The 17982-nt window shown below is 67.6% G+C and carries 18 protein-coding genes; 11 read left to right on the top strand and 7 right to left on the bottom strand.

The annotated features are described in order from the left end of the window. The 6 genes from nuoN to ispF are packed head-to-tail and all read left to right on the top strand — an operon-like array spanning nt 1 to nt 4344. Nucleotides 1-1503, top strand: a complete 1503-nt coding sequence (gene nuoN, locus ACI48I_RS06120) for an NADH-quinone oxidoreductase subunit NuoN (protein ID WP_193685053.1) — start codon at nt 1-3, stop codon at nt 1501-1503. 7 nt (nt 1504-1510) lie between these two features. Continuing rightward, entirely contained in the window at nt 1511-1831 is a 321-nt protein-coding gene (locus ACI48I_RS06125) for a DUF2818 family protein (RefSeq protein WP_193685054.1), read from the top strand. 31 nt (nt 1832-1862) lie between these two features. After that, nucleotides 1863-2420, top strand: coding sequence for an NUDIX domain-containing protein (locus tag ACI48I_RS06130; RefSeq protein ID WP_193685055.1), 558 nt, complete (start codon nt 1863-1865; stop codon nt 2418-2420). Nucleotides 2421-2424: 4 nt separating this feature from the next. Continuing rightward, nucleotides 2425-3117, top strand: a complete 693-nt coding sequence (locus tag ACI48I_RS06135) for a hypothetical protein (protein ID WP_498573629.1) — start codon at nt 2425-2427, stop codon at nt 3115-3117. Beyond that, nucleotides 3114-3827: a 2-C-methyl-D-erythritol 4-phosphate cytidylyltransferase gene (gene ispD / locus ACI48I_RS06140; RefSeq protein ID WP_193685057.1), complete on the top strand. Its 714-nt coding sequence runs from the start codon at nt 3114-3116 to the stop codon at nt 3825-3827. Before ACI48I_RS06135 ends, ispD begins: the two co-directional genes overlap by 4 nt. 7 nt (nt 3828-3834) lie before the next feature. Further along, the gene (gene ispF, locus ACI48I_RS06145; protein WP_193685058.1) at nt 3835-4344 is read left to right on the top strand and encodes a 2-C-methyl-D-erythritol 2,4-cyclodiphosphate synthase; all 510 of its coding nucleotides are present in this window, start codon (nt 3835-3837) and stop codon (nt 4342-4344) included. Between the two features lie 82 nt (nt 4345-4426). Here the strand turns inward: ispF and ACI48I_RS06150 are convergent, their stop codons facing one another. Beyond that, nucleotides 4427-4657, bottom strand: a complete 231-nt coding sequence (locus tag ACI48I_RS06150; protein WP_498573630.1) for a hypothetical protein — start codon at nt 4655-4657, stop codon at nt 4427-4429. A gap of 378 nt (nt 4658-5035) precedes the next feature. On the opposite strand from ACI48I_RS06150, the gene ACI48I_RS06155 reads away from it, so the two are divergent. From ACI48I_RS06155 to ACI48I_RS06170, 4 genes are all read left to right on the top strand, one after another. Then, nucleotides 5036-6286, top strand: a complete 1251-nt coding sequence (locus tag ACI48I_RS06155) for an MFS transporter (protein WP_407943902.1) — start codon at nt 5036-5038, stop codon at nt 6284-6286. Then, nucleotides 6286-6591: a hypothetical protein gene (locus ACI48I_RS06160; RefSeq protein ID WP_498573631.1), complete on the top strand. Its 306-nt coding sequence runs from the start codon at nt 6286-6288 to the stop codon at nt 6589-6591. The genes ACI48I_RS06155 and ACI48I_RS06160 overlap by 1 nt, the downstream gene beginning before the upstream one ends. Before the next feature lie 77 nt (nt 6592-6668). Beyond that, the gene (locus ACI48I_RS06165; RefSeq protein WP_498573632.1) at nt 6669-7223 is read left to right on the top strand and encodes an NADPH-dependent FMN reductase; all 555 of its coding nucleotides are present in this window, start codon (nt 6669-6671) and stop codon (nt 7221-7223) included. A gap of 264 nt (nt 7224-7487) precedes the next feature. Next, entirely contained in the window at nt 7488-8102 is a 615-nt protein-coding gene (locus tag ACI48I_RS06170) for a phasin family protein (protein ID WP_193685062.1), read from the top strand. Nucleotides 8103-8187: 85 nt separating this feature from the next. Here ACI48I_RS06170 and ACI48I_RS06175 read toward each other — a convergent pair whose 3' ends face one another. From ACI48I_RS06175 to ribA, 3 genes are all read right to left on the bottom strand, one after another. After that, nucleotides 8188-9153 (bottom strand): FHA domain-containing protein, encoded by a 966-nt coding sequence (locus tag ACI48I_RS06175; protein WP_193685063.1) that lies wholly within the window; start codon nt 9151-9153, stop codon nt 8188-8190. A 10-nt stretch (nt 9154-9163) separates the two neighbouring features. Beyond that, entirely contained in the window at nt 9164-10597 is a 1434-nt protein-coding gene (locus ACI48I_RS06180) for a S1 family peptidase (protein ID WP_498573633.1), read from the bottom strand. Between the two features lie 110 nt (nt 10598-10707). After that, the gene (gene ribA, locus ACI48I_RS06185; RefSeq protein ID WP_498573634.1) at nt 10708-11358 is read right to left on the bottom strand and encodes a GTP cyclohydrolase II; all 651 of its coding nucleotides are present in this window, start codon (nt 11356-11358) and stop codon (nt 10708-10710) included. A 133-nt stretch (nt 11359-11491) separates the two neighbouring features. Between ribA and ACI48I_RS06190 the strand changes: the two genes are divergently transcribed. After that, on the top strand, nt 11492-13810 hold the full coding sequence (locus tag ACI48I_RS06190) for an ATP-binding protein (protein ID WP_498573635.1): 2319 nt from the start codon (nt 11492-11494) through the stop codon (nt 13808-13810). Nucleotides 13811-13830: 20 nt separating this feature from the next. Here ACI48I_RS06190 and ACI48I_RS06195 read toward each other — a convergent pair whose 3' ends face one another. The 3 genes from ACI48I_RS06195 to ACI48I_RS06205 are packed head-to-tail and all read right to left on the bottom strand — an operon-like array spanning nt 13831 to nt 17971. Continuing rightward, nucleotides 13831-15492 carry a hypothetical protein gene (locus ACI48I_RS06195; RefSeq protein WP_498573636.1) on the bottom strand — a complete coding sequence of 554 codons (1662 nt, stop codon included), beginning with the start codon at nt 15490-15492 and terminating at the stop codon, nt 13831-13833. Then, nucleotides 15489-16922 (bottom strand): glycosyltransferase family 2 protein, encoded by a 1434-nt coding sequence (locus ACI48I_RS06200; RefSeq protein WP_193685068.1) that lies wholly within the window; start codon nt 16920-16922, stop codon nt 15489-15491. The genes ACI48I_RS06195 and ACI48I_RS06200 overlap by 4 nt, the downstream gene beginning before the upstream one ends. Beyond that, entirely contained in the window at nt 16919-17971 is a 1053-nt protein-coding gene (locus tag ACI48I_RS06205; RefSeq protein WP_498573637.1) for a HEAT repeat domain-containing protein, read from the bottom strand. Before ACI48I_RS06205 ends, ACI48I_RS06200 begins: the two co-directional genes overlap by 4 nt. Nucleotides 17972-17982 lie beyond the last annotated feature (11 nt).

The following is a 17982-nucleotide window of genomic DNA, read 5'->3' on the forward strand; positions in this document are numbered from 1 at the left end:
ATGAATAACACTTTATTGCCGGCTATCGACACCAACCTGGTGCCGGTCTACGCCGAAGTATTTCTCCTGATCGCGGCTTCCGCGATCCTGCTGATCGACATGTACCTTAAGGGCACGCGCCGCAACGTGACCTATTACCTGTCGCTGCTGACCGTGGCCGGCTGCGCGGTCATCACCGGTTCGGACTTCGTCAACGGCGCCACCGTCTACACCTTCAACGGCATGTACGTGGCCGATCCGATGTCGGACCTGCTGAAGCTGTTCACCTACCTCGCGGTCGGTATCACGCTCGTGTATTCGCGCCAGTACGCCACGGATCGCGGCATGCTCTCGGGTAACCTGGGCGGCGAGTTCTATGTGCTCGCGCTGTTCTCGATGCTGGGCCAGATGATCATGATCTCCGGTAACAGCATGCTGTCGATCTACCTGGGCCTGGAACTGATGTCGCTGTCGCTGTACGCGCTGGTGGCCCTGCGCCGTGACCACGCGACCTCGACCGAAGCGTCGATGAAATACTTCATCCTCGGTTCGCTGGCCTCGGGCTTCATGCTCTACGGTATCTCGATGATCTACGGCGCCACCGGTGCCCTGAACCTGCCGCAAATCGCCGCCGCCGCCTCGACCGGCGCGAACAGCACGATCCTCGTGTTCGGCCTGGTGTTCCTGGTGGCCGGCATGGCCTTCAAGCTGGGCGCGGTGCCCTTCCACATGTGGGTGCCGGACGTCTACCAGGGTTCCCCGACGGCAGTGACCCTGCTGCTGGGCGGTGCGCCGAAGCTCGCTTCGTTCGCCATGGTGATCCGCATCCTGGTCGAAGGCCTGGGCAGTTTCGCCTACGACTGGCAGCAGATGCTGCTGGTGCTGGCCGTGCTGTCGCTGGCCATCGGTAACCTGACCGCAATCGCCCAGACCAACATCAAGCGCATGCTGGCGTACTCGACCATTGCACAGATGGGCTTCGTGCTGCTGGGCATGCTGGCCGGCGTGGTCGGCGACGACCGTTCGAACATGGGCGCCGCCTACAGCTCGGCGATGTACTACTCGATCACCTATGTGCTGACGACCCTGGGCAGTTTCGGCCTGATCATGATGCTGGCGCGTTCGGGCTTCGAAGCCGAGCAGATCGCCGACTTCAAGGGCCTGGGCCGCCGCGCGCCATGGTTCGCAGTCGTCATGACGATCCTGATGTTCTCGCTGGCCGGCGTGCCGCCGATGATGGGCTTCATGGCCAAGTGGGCAGTGCTGCAGGCCATCGCGAATACCGGCGCCGTCTGGCTGGCGGTGGTCGCGGTGATGTTCTCGCTGATCGGCGCGTTCTACTACCTGCGCATCGTCAAGACGATCTGGTTCGACGAAGCCGCCGATACCAGTGCGATCGCCACCCCGTTCGACATGCGTGTCGTGCTGTCGGTGAACGGTATCGCCGTCGTCCTGCTGGGCCTGATGCCGGGTACGCTGCTGGCGGTCTGCCTGCACGCGATGCAGCTGACCCTCAAGTCCTGATCGACTGATGGACGTCTCGTTCGCAAGCTGGATCGTGGTTGCCGTCGCGTTCATCGCGGCCAACCTTCCGTTTGCGAACGAGCGCGTGTTCGGCTTCGTTTCCCTGAAGCCAGCGCAAACCGGCCAGGCGCGCACCAAGCCCTTCCTTGCGCGCCTGCTCGAGCTCCTTGTTCTATACTTCCTCGTCGGCCTCGTCGGCTACCTGCTCGAATCCCGCATCGGCAATGTGTTTGCCCAGGGCTGGGAATTCTATGCGGTCACCGGCTGCCTGTTCCTCGTGCTGGCGTTTCCGGGATTCGTTGTAAGGTACCTGCGTAAGCGCCGCTGATTGTCCGATCAACGCTCTACACAGGAGTCCCATGGATTCGCATCTGAAGGAAATCCGCCTCGACGGCGAAGTTGCCTACGACGGCAAGTTCCTCAAAGTCTCGCGCGACCGCATTCAACTGCCTGACGGCAGCATCTCGCACCGCGAATACATCCGCCATCCAGGCGCGGTCGTGATCCTGCCGCTGCTGGACGACGGCCGCGTGCTGCTCGAACGCCAGTTCCGCTATCCGAACGACCGCGTCTTCGTCGAATTCCCGGCCGGTAAAATCGATCCGGGCGAAGACCATCTCGCCTGCGCCAAGCGCGAACTGGAAGAGGAAACGGGCTATACGGCGACCGACTGGCGCTTCGTCTGCACCATCCACAATGCGATCGCGTATTCGGACGAACACCTGGAACTGTACCTGGCACGCGGCCTCACCGCCGGCGAAGCGAAGCTCGACGAAGGCGAGTTCCTCGAAACCTTTACCGCCACCGTGCCGGAACTGATGGAGATGGTCAAGGCGGGGCAGGTGACCGACGTAAAAACCATCATCGGCGCCTTCTGGCTCGAGAAGATCGTGGACGGGACCTGGTCGCCCGCCTGAAGCCATGAAATGGTTGTTTGCGCTGTCCTTGATGTTCGACCTCGCCCCGGCGAGCGCGCGCACCGCCTTCCAGGCGCGCTGCGAGGACACGATCGGACAAAGCGTCTCGGTCATGCGCTCGAACCAGAACGGCTACCGGGTCGACAACAGCTATTCCTTCCACGGGCTCTCCGCCATGAAGGGCGAGCGCGCGCCCGGCAGTTATGTGCTGGGGCTGACCCGCACCGAATCCCGGGTCGGCGTCAAGGTCGAGGGCCGCATGCTCACCGACCCGGCCACCGGCTACGAATGCGTGGCGCCGCGGCTCGACATCAAGCTGAGCTACCTGCCCATCGTCGTGTACGTCGGGCGCGAGTTCGCCCCCGGCACCTGCTCCTACCGCGAAATCCTAGCGCACGAAATGCGCCATCTCGATGTCTACCTGAAGTACCTGCCGCAGGCCGAGAAGGTCGTCGGCGACGCGCTGGCGCGCCGCTTCCAGGGCAAGCCGCTGTACGCCCCGGCGGGCCAGGTACGCAATTTGTTGCAGCGCGAAGTCGACACCGGCTGGATGCCGTTCATCAAAAACGAGATGGCGAAAGTGGAGCGTTTACAGGCCGCAATCGACACGCCGCAAGAGTACGCGCGTCTCGGCAAAGTTTGCGCAGGTGAGGTACAGTCTCTTATTAGACCGGCAAAGAGTAAACGAAGAACATGAATTCCCAGGCACCACGCTATTTCGCCCTGATCCCCGCCGCCGGCGTCGGGGCGCGCATGGCCGCGAGCGGACCGAAGCAATACCTGAAAATCGGCGGCAAGCCGATGCTGCGCCATGCCATCGATGCTTTCCTGTTCAGCGAACTGATCGCGCACACGTATGTCGTGGTCAGTGCGGACGACCCCATCATCGACAGCATCGTGCCCAGCCACGGCGTGACCGTACTGCGCTGCGGCGGCGCAACGCGCATGGAATCCGTGCGCAACGGCCTCGCGGCCCTGGCGCCGACGCTGCGCGAGAACGACTGGGTGCTGGTGCACGACGCCGCCCGCCCCGGCCTCGACGAAGCGCTGATCGAGAAGCTGATCACGACGACCGGCGAACACCCGGTCGGCGGCCTGCTGGCCCTGCCGGTGGTCGACACCGTCAAGCGCAGCATCGGCGGCGAACTCGGTACCCTCAGTACCGTTGCGCGCGAAGGCCTGTGGCTGGCCCAGACGCCGCAGATGTTTCGCTACAAGCTGCTGCGCGAGGCCCTGTCGGCCGCGCGCGACCCGAACCAGATCACCGACGACGCCTCCGCCGTCGAAGCACTCGGCCTGTCGCCGAAGCTCGTCGAAGGCCATCCGCGCAACATGAAGGTGACGCTGCCTTCGGACGTGCGCATCGCCGAAATGTACCTGGCCACGGCCCAACCCGAATTATTGTAAGCACACCATGGCACTCGCATCCTATAACCCGACCCCGCCATTTCGCATCGGCACCGGCTATGACTGCCACCGCCTGGTCGAAGGGCGCAAACTCATCGTCGGCGGCGTGACCATCCCGCATCGCCTGGGCCTGTTCGGCCACTCCGACGCCGACGTGCTGCTGCACGCGATCATCGACGCGCTGCTCGGGGCCGCCGCCCTGGGCGATATCGGAAAGCATTTCCCCGACACCGACCCGATGTTCGCCGGCGCCGACTCGCGCGTTTTGCTGCGCGAAGCAGCGACGCGCGTCGTCGCCACCGGCTACACGATCGGCAATGTCGACGCCACCATCATCGCCCAGCAACCGAAGATGGCGCCGCATATTCCGCACATGGTCTCGCGCATCGCCGAGGACCTGGGCGTGTCGCCGCAACAGGTCAACATCAAGGCCAAGACCAACGAAAAGCTCGGCTACCTGGGCCGGGAAGAGGGCATGGCGGCCGAAGCGGTGGCGATGCTGATCCGGGCAGCGTAAGCGCGCCGACCGGCGCCGGAATGTCCGGCACCTCGCTCCCCGCAGGTACAGGGTCGTTGCCGTCGGGCCGGTGCTGCGACACTCAATGCAGGAGTTTCGCAGCCGCAAACGCCAGCCCGGCAATGGCCGTGGCGGTGCCAAGAAACCACTTGATCAGCGTGGACTCAAGCTGCGCGACGTCGGCCTTTATCGCCGAGTGGCTGGCAAGCCCGTCGGTCACGGTGTCGATCTTCGTCAGGCGCACATCCACGCAACGCAGGTCGCGGCGGCACTCGTCGGCAAATCCTTCCAGCCTTGCGATTCTCGGTTCCATGTTGTCATCGTCTCCGCGTCGTAAAGCGGTGTCAATCGGATCGCGCGGCGGACCACCTGGACCGGCATACGCGGAACCAGCCTGTGGTCTTCTCGTCACGGCTGCCCTTGTTGTTTGCTCGTGCATATGGGTGAAGCTTTCTGGTGAGATGGGCCGAGGGTGCCAATAGGGGGCTGGCCATCGGACGGCATGGCCGCTACGTATCGTTGGATCGCCCAGTTCCATTTTCGATCCCGCTATCCGTTTGTCCGATATCAGCACAGCCATACCGGACACCGGGCAGCCATAAGCAGGGGGCTCCAGCAAAGCCCGCGTTTCGTTGTTAAACTCTCATTCCAATCCGCATGCGTGTGCACGCGGCAAAAATAAAACGGGATGATGATGAACACCCACACCGAGATGTCGCCACGCGCCGCCTGGCTCCTGATCCTTGCCGCCAGCGCGATCCTCATGATTACGATGGGCGCGCGCCTGACGACCGGCCTGTTCCTGTCGCCGCTGAACACGGCCACCGGCCTGGGCGTGGCCTCGATCAGCTTCGCGCTGGCGATCGGCCAGTTCATGTGGGGTGCCTCGCAGCCGGTCTTCGGCGCCATTGCCGACAAGTACGGCCCGGCGCGCGTGATCGTGCTGGGCGCGCTGCTGCTGGCCGGCGGACTGGCGGCCACGCCCTTCGTCAGTTCCGAATGGGGCCTGCTGCTGACCATGGGCGTGCTCTCGGCCGCGGGCGCCGGGGCGGGCAGCTTCTCGATCCTGATCGGCGCCACCGCCCAGCGCCTGCCGCCCGCGCGCCGGCCCTTTGCATCCGGCTTCATCAATGCCGGCGGCTCCTTCGGCCAGTTCGTGTTCTCGCCGCTGATGCAATTCCTGATCGCCGGACCCGGCTGGATCATCGCCATGTTCACGATGGCGGCCACCACCTTGCTGACCATTCCGCTGGCCTGGCTGATGCGCGGCCGCAAGGCCACGCAGCCGACGGTGGCCGCGGCGGGGGCGGCCCCGGTCGTGGGCATCGGCCTGACCCAGCAGCTGCGCGAAGCGCTGCGCGACCGCAGTTACCTGTGCCTGCACGCCGGTTTCTTCACCTGCGGTTTCCATATCGCTTTCCTCGTGACCCACCTGCCGGGCGAAGTGGCGCTGTGCGGCCTGCCGGTCGGCGTGGCGGGCACGGCGCTGGGGCTGATCGGCCTGTTCAATATCGCCGGCAGCCTGAGTGCCGGCGCGCTGTCGACACGCTATCGCATGAAAAACCTGCTGGCCCTGATGTACTTCAGCCGTGCGCTGATCATCGCGGTCTACCTGATGGCGCCGAAGACCGCCTGGACTTTCTATATCCTCGCGGCCGCGCTCGGCTTTACCTGGCTGGCGACGGTGCCGCCTACCGCCGGCCTGGTCGGCAAACTGTTCGGCACGCGCTACCTGGCGACCCTGTTCGGCCTGACCCTGCTGTCGCACCAGATCGGCGGCTTCTTCGGCGCCTGGCTGGGCGGCCTGTCCTTTGTCCGTTTCGGCGACTACAGCTGGATGTGGTACGCCGACATCGCGCTGGCGCTCGCAGCCGCCCTGGTCAACCTGCCGATCCGCGAAGCGCCGGTGGTGCGCGCCGGCGCGCCGCTGGCGAAGGCCTGATGCGCGATCCCTGGGCCTACCGCGAGGTCGCCGTCCACTCGGTGCTTGACGCGCGCACCGGCCGCCTGCAGATCCGGCCGATGCCGGGCCAGGCCTTTGCGCCCTCGATGCGGGTGCAGTGCGCGCGCGCCCTGAGCGATCCGGCGAAGTACCCGGCCGGCACCCGTTTCCTGCTCAACGCCAAGCTGACCGACCGCCTCGGCGGCGAGCCCTTCCTGTTCGCCTGGCATGGCGATCCGGTGCAGGTGCTGAGCGCGGCGCAGGCCCGTAAATTCCTCGCAGCATTTCGGCGCGGCCGCATATGAGCGGGCCGGGCCGTGCGTACGTGATCAAGTGAAATTGGTTAACATCATGATTTTGTAAACAAGGAAGAGGGGATCGCATGGCATCGAAAAAAATCGCAATCGTGGTGGGCAGCCTGCGCAAGGGTTCGTACAGCGGCAAGCTGGCCAAGGTGATGAGCCAGCTGGCCGAGGGCAAGCTCGACATGGAAGTGGTCGAGATCCGCGACCTGCCGCTGTATGACCAGGACATCGACACCGAGACCCCGCCGGCGGCCTACACGGCCTTCCGCGAGCGTATCCGCGCGGCGGACGGCGTTCTCTTCATCACCCCGGAATACAACCGCTCGATCCCGGGCGCGCTGAAGAACGCGATCGATGTCGGCTCGCGCCCCTACGGCAAGGCCGCCTGGAGCGGCAAGCCCTGCGCCATCGTCAGCCAGTCGCCGGGCGCGCTCGGCGGCTTCGGCGCCAACCACCACCTGCGCCAGACGCTGCCTTTCCTGAACATGCCTGCGATGCCGGCGCCGGAAGCCTATCTCGGCGGTATCGCCGATAAATTCGATGGCGAGCACCTGAAGGACGAGTCGCTGCGCGCCTTCCTGCAGACCTTCGTCGACACCTTCGCCGCCTGGGTCGAGCGTCACGCCGGCTGATCCCGGCCCACAGCCTTCACGGCCCCGTCGCCTGCGCAGTGCCGCGCAGGTGACGGGGCCGTTTTCATTTCTTCCCTCCAATTTCGCATCGGCGCACGTTTGACCGAGCGCAAACGGACGACATCGTACTGCCCTAGCCTTGAGGCTTCGCGCGGAAGACGCCCACCCTGTTCCGGGATTGGGCGCCGCCGGCGATACCGGCGCGGGCCCATGGGCCGTGCGCCGGACTACTCCTATAACCACTACCCATGAATGAGGCAACGAATGTATCCATTTTCCCAATCGGTAACTCCGGCAGTGCGCACCCACCTGGACGCGCAGACCGCCTTCATGAACGACATGTCGAAATCGCTGTTCCAGTCCTTCCAGCAGATGTGCAACCTGAACATCCAGCTGGTCCAGACGATGCTTGAAGAAACGGCGCTGGCCAGCCAGCAGATCCTGACGGCCGACCGCCAGACCGAAGTACTGAGCGCGGCCGCATCGCGTGCCCAGCCTGCTACCGAAAAGCTGCGCGCCTACCAGCAGCACATCTCGCGCGTGGCGGCCGACGCCCAGGTCGAGCTCGCGCGCGTGACCGAACAGCACGTGCAGAACACGACCCGTACCGCGCGCGAGCTGGCCGACGAGGTGGCACGCAACGCCTCCGAAGAAACCCAGCGCGGCCTGCGCCAGGGCCAGGACACGCTGCAGCGTTTCGTCGATCCTTTCAGCACCGGCAACGGCCATGACCGCGCCAAGGGCAATGGCGGCGCGGGCGCCAGCATGCAAAGCAGCGGCGCCGGCGCCAGCATGCAAAGCAGCGGAGCAGGGGCAAGCCAGGGCGGAAGCAGCCAGCGTCCGGACACCCCGGCCGGGAAGGGCACGCCCGGGGCCTGACAGGGCCATGCCGGCTACGTGATGCGTCGCGGGCAGGAAAGGGCGGCGGCGGGGTCTGGCCAACTCCGCCGGCGGCCGGGTGAACTCATCCGGCCTCGCCGCCACCATCCCTGTCGCGCCGCTCGCGGTCCAGCTTTTCCTTCATCGCCGCCACGTCCGTCATGAATTCGTCCACGCTGGAATCGGGCGTGGCGCGCATCCCCGGCGGCAGCAGCACCGACATGTACAGTTCGTCGGCCAGGCGGCCATTGCGCTGCTCGTTGCTGATCAGGACCAGTCCCGAACCGAGCAGTGCCAGTGCCGCGCAGGTGAGCGCGTGGCGCCGGCGCGGCTCGGGCTTCACGGTCGCCAGGTGAAAATACACCATGCCCGCCACCAGCGCGATCGCGACATGCGAGCCGTAGCGGGTGAAGAGTTCGATCGAATACGCGTAACCGATGGCGCTCGAGACCAGCTGGTACAGCATCAGCGCCGCCACCCCGCAGCCGAAAATGAACAGGTGGCGGCCGAGCCGCGCATGGCGTCCGAACAGGCGGTTGCCGAAGGCCCACAGGCCGCTCCAGACCAGGCCGGCGCCCAGGCCGTAGGCCAGCGCCAGCAGGTAGCGGAACGGGCGATACGCCTGGGTATCGGCCAGCCACATCGTAAACAGCGCCACGATGGCGATGAGCAGGGTGCCCGCCATGCCCGGCAGCGCGCCTTCCCAGCCGTGCATGGTGCGGTCGCGCAGTTCGGCCGGCACCGGGAAGTCGGCGGCGCGGATGCGCAGCGTGGTGTGTCCCAGCCGTACGACCGTATTGCCGCCGAGGGCGAGCCGCTCGCTGCGCTTGCCCGCATGGACCACGCCGTTGCGCGTGCCGAGGTCGCGCAGCAGCAGGGCGCCGTCTTCACCGGCGTCGACCTGCGCGTGATGCGGGGCGGCATAGGGATCGTCGAGGATGTAATCGTTGTCGTAGCCGCGCCCGATGCGGATCGGCAGTTTCTCCACACGATGGCGGTGCAGCACGTCGCCGTTGCGGGCGAGGGTTTCGATGAACCACGGCCCCTTCATACGGTATTACTCATAACTTTCCGCTGCGCCCGAGCGCGCTGAGGAAAGCGCGGGCCACGCGCATGCCGTTATCGTACGACACGCCCGACACGTCGAGCCGGCTTTGCAGGCTGGCCTGCGGATTGTCGGTGCTGGCGGTGAGCAGCGTGAAGTTGTACAGCCCCGGGAATTTGCGGTAGGCGCGCACGCAGGTGACGGCGCGCAGCGGCAGCGTGTTCGAATGCACGAAGCGTTCGCTGCAGCGCGGGCTGGTGAGGCGCACGTCGCGCGCCCGTCCCAGGCGGTCGACGCCGAACTGGCTGCTGGCCAGGGCCGCGAAGCGCAGCGGATGCAGGCTGGCCGAGCGCAGGTAGTGGTGGCTCATCGACACCTGGCCGGTCTGCTGGGTGTCCGATACATAGATGGCCGACTCCATCGCGCAACTGAGGGTGTCCGAGCTGAAGGAGGCCTCGGCCATGAAGTTCGAGCGGCCCCAGCAGCGCACCTGGCCGGATTCGCGCACCGGTACCCGGTAGGGACCCATGCTCTTGATCGAGAAGGGGGTGTCGAGCAGGCGCCCGACCATCGCGCGCTGGTGCGCCAGCAATTGCTCGGCAATGAGGGGATTGAAGTCCTTCGGGGCCGCCGGCTGGCTGGCCACCCGGCGCAGCAATTCCTGCGCATATTTCACCGGCACGAGGAAGCTGACCGCTTCGCCGTCGCGCCGTTTCGAGACATTGATCCCGGCGACGGTACCGCTCGCCGTCACGCTCGGTCCGCCGCTCATGCCCGAATTGATGGGGCCGCTGAAAATCAGCTGGTCGTAGAAGCTGCGGCTGACCACGCCGTTGTAGGCGCCTTCGGAAATGGCGAAGCCCAGGTCGAGCGGATTGCCGAGCGAGTACAGGTCCTGCCCCTGGATCAGCTTGACCGGCTTTTCCGGCACGATGAAGAAACCGCTGCCGTTGCGGTGCACGCGCAGCACCGCGAGATCGTGCAGCACGTCCACCGCCAGCAATTCGACCGGCCCCTGCTTGCCGTCGGTGTCGACGAACTCGCCCGCATACACCTCGGGATCGAGCGCCATCTGCGAAACCACGTGGTAATTCGTCAGCACCAGGTTGCTCGTTCCCACCATGAAGCCCGAGCCGACGGTGGACTGGGTGCGTCCGTTGCGCAATAGCATGCGGATCTGCAGCAGGTCGGCCTGGGCCGAGGAATACAGTTGCTGCGCCGCCGAGGAGGGCGGCGGCAGGGGCGTCGTGGTATCGAGTTCGCCGGGACCGGGGGCGCTCGGCGTGGTGCCGGGCGGCGTGGCCGGCGGCACGACCAGGGGCGGCACCGGGGCGGCCGTTGCCGGCGCTGGCGAGGTGGACTGGGAACGTGCTGCCGCGCGCTCGCCCGCCGGGGCGGCAAGGGCAGCGCCGAGACAGCAAGTCAACAGGAGACTGGCGGCAAGTTTCATGGCAGTGGCAAGGCGCAGGCGGCATCGCCCGGGCGATGCCGCCCTGCACAGTCAGCAGTCCGTATCAGAAGTCGGTACTGCTATCTTGCCACTAATTTGCGTGCAGAACCTTACAGTTCGCCATCCTCGGGAACCAGCGCGGCCTGGGGGCTCATCATGTGGCCCAGCTTGGCCTGCTTGGTGTCGAGGTAGCCGGTATTGAAGGCATTCCGGTTCACCAGCAGCGGTACCCGTTCCGTCACCTCGATGCCCAGGCGCGTCAGGGCGTCGATCTTGCGCGGGTTGTTGGTCATCAGCTTGACCTGGCTGATGCCGAACTGCTCCAGCATCGGCAGGCACAGTTCGTAGTTGCGGGCATCGGCGTGGAAACCGAGCTGCAGGTTCGCTTCGACCGTGTCGGCGCCGGCTTCCTGCAGGCGGTAGGCGCGGATTTTATTCACCAGGCCGATCCCGCGCCCTTCCTGGCGCAGGTAGAGGAGCACGCCGCGGCCTTCGGCGGAGATGCGTTTCAGGGCGCCCTCGAGCTGGGCGCCGCAATCGCAGCGCTGCGAGAACAGCACGTCGCCGGTCAGGCATTCCGAGTGGACGCGCGCCAGCACCGGCTCGCCGCTGTCGATATCGCCCAGCGCCATCGCCAGGTGTTCCTTGCCCGTCGAATGCTCGACGAAGGCGTGCAGCGTGAACTGGGCCCAGGGAGTGGGCAGCGCGCAGGACGTGACATAGTCGAGCAGGGGAGCGGCGGGCGTGGCGGTATTGGACATGCTGTTTCTGTTACGGTGGATGTAACCGGTAAGTATAAGAGAAATCGGCCGCGGCCGTGCATTCGATGGCGGCGCCGGCCTGCGGGCATCGTCCGCATGTTACTCTTGCACCAGAGTAAATCATCCGATGCCCATGGACCGTTCCCCGACCTCCCTTCCCGAACAGCAGAGCGATCCCGCGCCCGCAAGCCGCAGGCCGGCACGGCGCGGCCTCGGTACCTGGCTGGCGCTGGCCTTCTCGCTGCTGTCGATCATCCTCACCGTGCTGATGGTCGAGGTGGTCGACGTGGCGGCCACCGGGCAAATCGAGACCAGCATCGGCAACGGCCTGCGCGAGCTGGCGGTGCAGGCCGCGGACAAGCTCGACCGCGGCATGTACACGCGCTACCGCGAGGTCAAGCTGCTGGCGCAGCGGCGCGACCTGGCGCCAGGCAGCAACGCCCTGGCCGACCGCCGCGCCGTGCTCGACAGCATCCGCGAGTCCTACGGTTTCTACGACTGGATCGGCATGGCCGGCCTCGACGGACGGGTGCAGGTGGCCGCCGGCGGCCTGCTGGAGGGCGCGGATGTGTCGCAGCGGCCCTGGTTCCGCAACGCGCAGAAGGGCATCTACGTCGGCGACGTGCACGAGGCGCTGCTGCTGGCGAAACTGCTGCCGCGCCAGGACGGCGAACCGCGCCGTTTCGTCGACCTTGCCTTCCCCTACAAGGATGCGCAGGGCAAGACGCTGGGTGTGCTCGGCGCCCACCTGTCCTGGCAATGGGCGCGCTCGATCGAGCGCTCGGTGATCGCGCCGCTGGCCACGCGCGGCAAGGTCGACGCCCTGATCGTCGGCAGCAACGGCAGCGTGCTGCTCGGCCCCGCCGGCCTGCAGGGCAAGACGCTCGATCTCGCCAGCCTGCGCGCGGCCCAGCGCCAGGATGCCGGCTACCTGGTCGAGCGCTGGCCGGACGGCACCTCCTATCTCGTCGGCTTCAGCCGCAGCCACGGTTTCGAGGACTATCCGGGCCTCGGCTGGACCGTGCTGGTGCGCCAGGCCGAGCTGGAAGCCTACGCGCCTGCCAAGGCGCTGCGCCGGCGCGCCCTGGTCAGCGGGCTGGCGCTGGCGGCGCTGTTCTCGATCGTCGGCGTGGTGCTGGCGCGCTACATCACGCGCCCGCTCGGGCGGCTGGTGAGCGAGGCCGAGCGCATTCGCGGCGGCGAGAACGTCCAGCTGGCCTCGGGCGCGGGCAGCTATGTCGAGGTCGAGACGCTGTCGGCGACCCTGAACGCCCTGCTCAGCGACCTGCGCCGGCGCCGCCACGAACTGCGGGACGTGAACGCCAGCCTCGAGGCGCGGGTCGAGGACCGCACCCGCGAACTCGAACGCGCCCTGGTCGCGGTGCGCGCCAGCGAGCAGCGCATCGGTGCCATCGTCGAGGCGGCCCAGGATGCCTTCGTCGGGGTCGACATGCGCGGCCTGGTCACGGACTGGAACAGCGCCGCCGAGCGCATGTTCGGCTGGAAGCGTGCCGAGGTGCTGGGCTGGCCGATGCCGGAACTGATCGTGCCCGAGCGCTTCCGCCCCAGCACCCATAAAGCCATCGAGATGGTGCGCGCCACCGGCTACAGCCCGCTGCTGGAGCGCCGCGTGGAGCGCGTGGTGATCGACCGCCAGGGCGTGGAGTTCCCGATCGAGATGACGGCGGGCCTGGCGCAAGGGGGCGAGGGCAGTTTCTTCGCCGTCTTCCTGCACGATATCTCCGAGCGCAGGAAAGTCGAGCAGCTGAAAAGCGAGTTCGTGGCCACCGTCTCGCACGAACTGCGCACGCCCCTGACCTCGATCCGCGCCTCGCTGTCGATGCTGGCCGACGGCATCGCCGGCGACCTGCCGCCCGATGTGGCGGGCCTGGTGCGGATTGCGAACGAGAGCTGCGAACGCCTGGTGCGCCTCGTGAACGACGTGCTCGACATCCAGAAGATCGAGGCCGGCGGCATGCACTTCGAGCGCCACGCCCAGCCGCTGCTGCCGGTGGCCGAACATGCGCTGGCCGGCATGCAGGCCTATGCCGATCAACTGGGCGTCAGGCTCCAGCTCGACTGCGAGGAGGCGGCGCGCGGCCTGTCGGCGACGATCGACCAGGACCGCCTGGTGCAGGTGTTGACGAACCTGCTGTCGAATGCGGTCAAGTTCTCGCCGCGCGGCGGGGCCGTGACGCTGGCGCTGTGCCGGCATGCGGACGGCGCACGCCTGTCGGTGCGCGACCAGGGCGCCGGCATCCCGCCGGCCTTCCGGCCGCGCGTGTTCCAGCGCTTCGCCCAGGCCGACGGCGCCGACACCCGCCAGAAGGGCGGCACGGGGCTGGGCCTGTCGATCAGCAAGAGCCTGGTCGAAGAACACGGGGGGCAGATCAGTTTCGAGACGCAGCAGGGGCAGGGCACCGTTTTCCACGTCGACCTGCCGCCGGCGTAACACCGAAGGCGCGCCTGAATCTAGCGCCAGCCGTGCAGGGCAACGCCGCCGAAACTGGGCCAGGCGGAAAAATCGCGTTCCAGCCCCGGCAGCAGCGTACGCAGGCGAGCGCGGTCCTTGTAAAAGCTGGTGGCGCCGCCGTCGAGCGTGCGTTCGCCGGAGAGGAGGAAGAGGGTGCCGGATGCTGTCTTCACCGGCTGGCGCAGCAGCACCAGCACCTGCGTATCGCCGGCGCGGGCCAGCAGCAGCGAACCCGCTTCGCCGGCGTCTGCCCGCACATAGCGCCGCTGCAGTTCCGGCGCCACGCGCCCCGCCTCCAGCGCGATGCGCACGCGCTTGCCGTGCAGCCGGCCCCAGTCGAGGAAGGGCACGGCGAAGCGGACGATCTGGTCCGGATCGGTACGGTAATCCATCACGGCCAGCCCATCGGCGGCCGCGGCCAGGCCGTCCAGCAGCGCGCGCTTGTCCGACCACCAGAAAGGCACGACGAATTCGAGCGGCGTGCCGGCGGCCGCGGCGTGCAGCGCGCGGGCCATCGCCAGGTATTCGCGCTCGCGCGCGGCCGGGTCGAGCACGGCGTCGTCCAGCAGATAGGGTTCGACGTCGAACTGCATGGCGCGCAGCCGCTCCTCGGGCGCGGCGGCGCGGTTGTACGCCGCATAGGCGCGGGCGCGGTCCACGGTGGCCGCGCGCTGCGCAGGCAGTACCATGTGCGGATCGCCCTCGACGCTGGTCACCGCAATGCCGGCGCGGTGGGCGCGGCGCAAGAAGGCGGCGAGCCTGTCCGGTTCGCGTACCGCCGGGCCGTCGAGCGGCACCACGATGAACAGTTCGCCGATCTTCTCGCGCCCGGCCCAGGCGAGCAGCGCGTCCGGCGCATCGCTCCACTGGGTGCGCTCCCAGATCCAGGCCGCGCGCGGCTGCGGCTTGCCGGCGACCGGTTCGAGCGCCAGGTGCTCGAGCGTGAGGGTGGCAGCGCCCGAGGGGCACAAGAGCACGAACTGGCGCCAGCTGGCACGCTCGAGGCGAGCAGGCAAGGCCAGCACCGTTTCGCGCCCTGTGGCGGCGAGCGCGCCGAGCGGGTACGACGCTTCGCGCGCCTCCGACGAATCGTCCGCTGCCTGCAGGGCGAAATCGCCGCTGGCGCTGTAGCGCGCCGCCAGGCGCAGGTCCGCGAGCGGCAGCTGCCACGGTCCGTCGACCAGCACGCCGGCGGCACGCTGGCCGGGCCCGCACACCAGGCGCAGCTTGCCGTCCGCGTGCTCGATGCGCACCCGCTCCTCGACCCCGAACGGCCGCACCCGCGCCTCTTTCAGCAGGTTGGCGTGCAGCGGCATCGAGTGCCGTTGCGGCGCAGTGCCGGGGCGATCCGGCTGGGGCAGGTCGTGGTTCGCCGGCCGGAAGGGGACCTTGCCGGCCGCGCCGTAGAGCAGGATGGTGCGTGCCGGCGTGTCGCCGGCGGGCAGCGGGTACAGGCTGTCCACAAGGGCCGCGTCGAGCCCGAGGCTGGTGGCGCGGCAGCCGGGCAGCTGCGGCGCCGCGTTCGCGACCAGGACCGTGCCGTCGGGGAGGGTGGCACGCACGCCGTCCTGCGGCGCCCCCGCTGCCGGGCACAGGTGCAGGGTGCCGGCGTGGGCGGAGGATGACATCAGGATCGCCAGGGCCACCAGCAGCCGTTTCATGCCGAAGGTGGAGGCACGCCGGCGGCTTCCTCGCCGATGCCCTTGCGCTTCATCGCGCCCCAGGTCGATTCCTTCCCGCGCGCCCAGCGCCACAGGCCGACCAGGCGCCACCAGGTATTCAGTTGCCGGTAGCCGAAGTTCTCGAGAATCACGACCAGTCCCAGCATCAAGAGCTGCTTGCCGCGCGGGTAGAGGTGGAAGGACATCTCCTCCAGCAGCAGCCCGGAGGCCGACAGCAGGATGCCCAGCCCCAGCGCCACGAACAGGAAGGCGCCGAAGGCTTCCCACGAAATCGCGCCGGTGAGGAAGGCGAACACCATGAAGATATAGCCGCCCAGTTCGATCACCGGCCCGAGCCATTCAAAAAACAGCATGAACGGAAAGGCGACCCAGCCGGCCACGCCGCCGTTACGCGAACACATCAGGCCCCAGTTGGCGCTGAGGCTCTCGGCCAGGCCGCGCTGCCAGCGTACGCGCTGGTTTTTCAGGGTCGCCAGGTCTTCCGGGGCCTCGGTCCAGCACACCGGATCGGGCACGAACTCGATGCGGTAGGGCTGGCGCTTTGCGCGCAGCGTGCGGTGCATGCGCACCACGAGTTCCATGTCTTCGCCGATGGTGTCGGGCCGGTAGCCGCCGGCCAGCACCACCGCGTCCTTGCGGAAGATGCCGAAGGCGCCGGAGATGATCAGCATGCCGTTCAGCGCTGACCAGCCGAGGCGCCCGAAGAGAAAGGCGCGCAGGTATTCGACGACCTGGAACAGCGCCAGCGGGCTGCGCGGCAGGCCGACTTTCGTCAGGAAACCGCCGGAGACCTCGCAGCCGTTGGCGACGCGCACCGTGCCGCCGGTAGCCACCATGGTCGGGTCGCGGAGAAAAGGTTCCGTCACCTTCGCCAGGCTGTCGCGCTGCAGGATCGAGTCGGCGTCGACGCCGCAGAACAGCGGATAGCGCGAGGCGTTGATGCCGGCGTTGAGCGAATCGGCCTTGCCGCCGTTGACCTTGTCGATCACGCGCACGTTCGGGTAGCGCGTCGAGCGGTAGATCTGGCGCACCTCTTTCGTCGGAATCGTGCGCCGGTAAGCTTCCGGGAAGGGCAGCAGCGCGAACTCGCGCTTCAACACGTCCAGGGTGGCGTCCTTCGAGCCGTCGTTGATGATCACGATCTCGAATTCCGCATAGGTCAGCTGCAGCATCGAGCGGATCGAGGCGGCGATCGTCGCCTCTTCGTTATACGCCGGGACCAGGATGCTGACCGGCGGCTCCAGGCCGGAATAGGCGCGCGGCAGGTCGCCCAGGAACTGCTCCTGGCCGCGCTTGTGCAGGGCGCGCAGCGAGAACAGGTTCAGGAGCAGGTAGCCGCCGTTGAGCGCCACGAAAAAGCAGAGCACGAACCAGGTGACGAAGGTGATGACGACATGATAGGTATTCATACGGAAGCGCTTTCGGCCATCGCCTGCGACAGCATGTCGGCGGCGAAGCGGTCGGTGAGGGAGGCGCGCAAGGCCTCCAGGTCGGCGCGCGTGAGCGCCGGCAGTTCGAGCAGGGCCTCGGCGGCGCGGTAGCGCACCCACCATTCGCGGTCGCCGAGCAGCTGTACCAGGCGCTCGGCGTCGCCGCGTTCGCCGACCCGGCCCAGGGCGCGCGCGGCCTGCACCCGCACCTGCCAGTCCTCGTGCGCCAGCAGGGCGCGCACCTCCGGCAGGGTCTCGGGCGTACGCACGCCGCGCAGGCCGGCGATCACGACCGGCATCGACCCGCTGTCCAGGGCCGACTTCAGCACGCCGGCCGGCAGCGCCAGGTGCAGCGCCTCGGCGATGCGCAGCGCGCGCGGCAGCTTGTCTTCGCCCAGCTGCGGCAGCAGGCGCGTGAGCGCACGGGCCGCCGGTTCGGTCGCCTGCTGCAGGATGCCGGCCGCCAGCGACAGCGCCCATTCCTCGCGCGCGATAAAGAGCGGCACCATGTAGTCGCTTGCGGCCTGCGGGTCGATCCGCACCAGCGCCCACAAGGCCGTGAGCGACACCGTATTGTCCGGCTGTCCGGCCATGCGCAGCAGGCCGGGCCAGGCATCGAGGTCGTGCAGGTGGCCCAGCACCAGGGCCGAGAGCAGGCGCGCCGGACGGCTGCCGCGTCCCAGCAGGCCGCGCGCATAGGCGTCGATCCCGAGACGGCGCGCGACTTCGTTCAGCGCCTCGTTGGCTTCGCCGCGCAGCGAACCTTGCAGGTGCGCCCACAGGCGCAGGAAGGGCAGGCGTTCGCCGCGCCGCAGCGGGGGCAGGGTGGCCGGCATCTCGCCCACGATGGCGGCGTTGAGCAGCGGACGCCAGCGGCTCAGCGCACGCGCATCGCTGCGCTGGCGCCGGCGCAGCATCATGCGCATGGCGATGATCTGCAGGGCCAGCAGCAAGGTCAGGATCAGCGCCGCGAAGCCGGTCCAGATGGCTGCGGCGACGAAGGGGTCGGAATGGGGGGCCAAGGTCAACTGGGCTGTCC

It is taken from the genome of Massilia sp. LXY-5 (assembly GCF_059801075.1).

Coding starts and splice junctions, on each gene's coding strand:
- nuoN (WP_193685053.1), top strand. CDS start 1: ATGAATAACACTTTATTGCCGGCTATCGACACCAACCTGGTGCCGGTC.
- ACI48I_RS06125 (WP_193685054.1), top strand. CDS start 1,511: ATGGACGTCTCGTTCGCAAGCTGGATCGTGGTTGCCGTCGCGTTCATC.
- ACI48I_RS06130 (WP_193685055.1), top strand. CDS start 1,863: ATGGATTCGCATCTGAAGGAAATCCGCCTCGACGGCGAAGTTGCCTAC.
- ACI48I_RS06135 (WP_498573629.1), top strand. CDS start 2,425: ATGAAATGGTTGTTTGCGCTGTCCTTGATGTTCGACCTCGCCCCGGCG.
- ispD (WP_193685057.1), top strand. CDS start 3,114: ATGAATTCCCAGGCACCACGCTATTTCGCCCTGATCCCCGCCGCCGGC.
- ispF (WP_193685058.1), top strand. CDS start 3,835: ATGGCACTCGCATCCTATAACCCGACCCCGCCATTTCGCATCGGCACC.
- ACI48I_RS06150 (WP_498573630.1), bottom strand. CDS start 4,657: ATGGAACCGAGAATCGCAAGGCTGGAAGGATTTGCCGACGAGTGCCGC.
- ACI48I_RS06155 (WP_407943902.1), top strand. CDS start 5,036: ATGATGAACACCCACACCGAGATGTCGCCACGCGCCGCCTGGCTCCTG.
- ACI48I_RS06160 (WP_498573631.1), top strand. CDS start 6,286: ATGCGCGATCCCTGGGCCTACCGCGAGGTCGCCGTCCACTCGGTGCTT.
- ACI48I_RS06165 (WP_498573632.1), top strand. CDS start 6,669: ATGGCATCGAAAAAAATCGCAATCGTGGTGGGCAGCCTGCGCAAGGGT.
- ACI48I_RS06170 (WP_193685062.1), top strand. CDS start 7,488: ATGTATCCATTTTCCCAATCGGTAACTCCGGCAGTGCGCACCCACCTG.
- ACI48I_RS06175 (WP_193685063.1), bottom strand. CDS start 9,153: ATGAAGGGGCCGTGGTTCATCGAAACCCTCGCCCGCAACGGCGACGTG.
- ACI48I_RS06180 (WP_498573633.1), bottom strand. CDS start 10,597: ATGAAACTTGCCGCCAGTCTCCTGTTGACTTGCTGTCTCGGCGCTGCC.
- ribA (WP_498573634.1), bottom strand. CDS start 11,358: ATGTCCAATACCGCCACGCCCGCCGCTCCCCTGCTCGACTATGTCACG.
- ACI48I_RS06190 (WP_498573635.1), top strand. CDS start 11,492: ATGGACCGTTCCCCGACCTCCCTTCCCGAACAGCAGAGCGATCCCGCG.
- ACI48I_RS06195 (WP_498573636.1), bottom strand. CDS start 15,492: ATGAAACGGCTGCTGGTGGCCCTGGCGATCCTGATGTCATCCTCCGCC.
- ACI48I_RS06200 (WP_193685068.1), bottom strand. CDS start 16,922: ATGAATACCTATCATGTCGTCATCACCTTCGTCACCTGGTTCGTGCTC.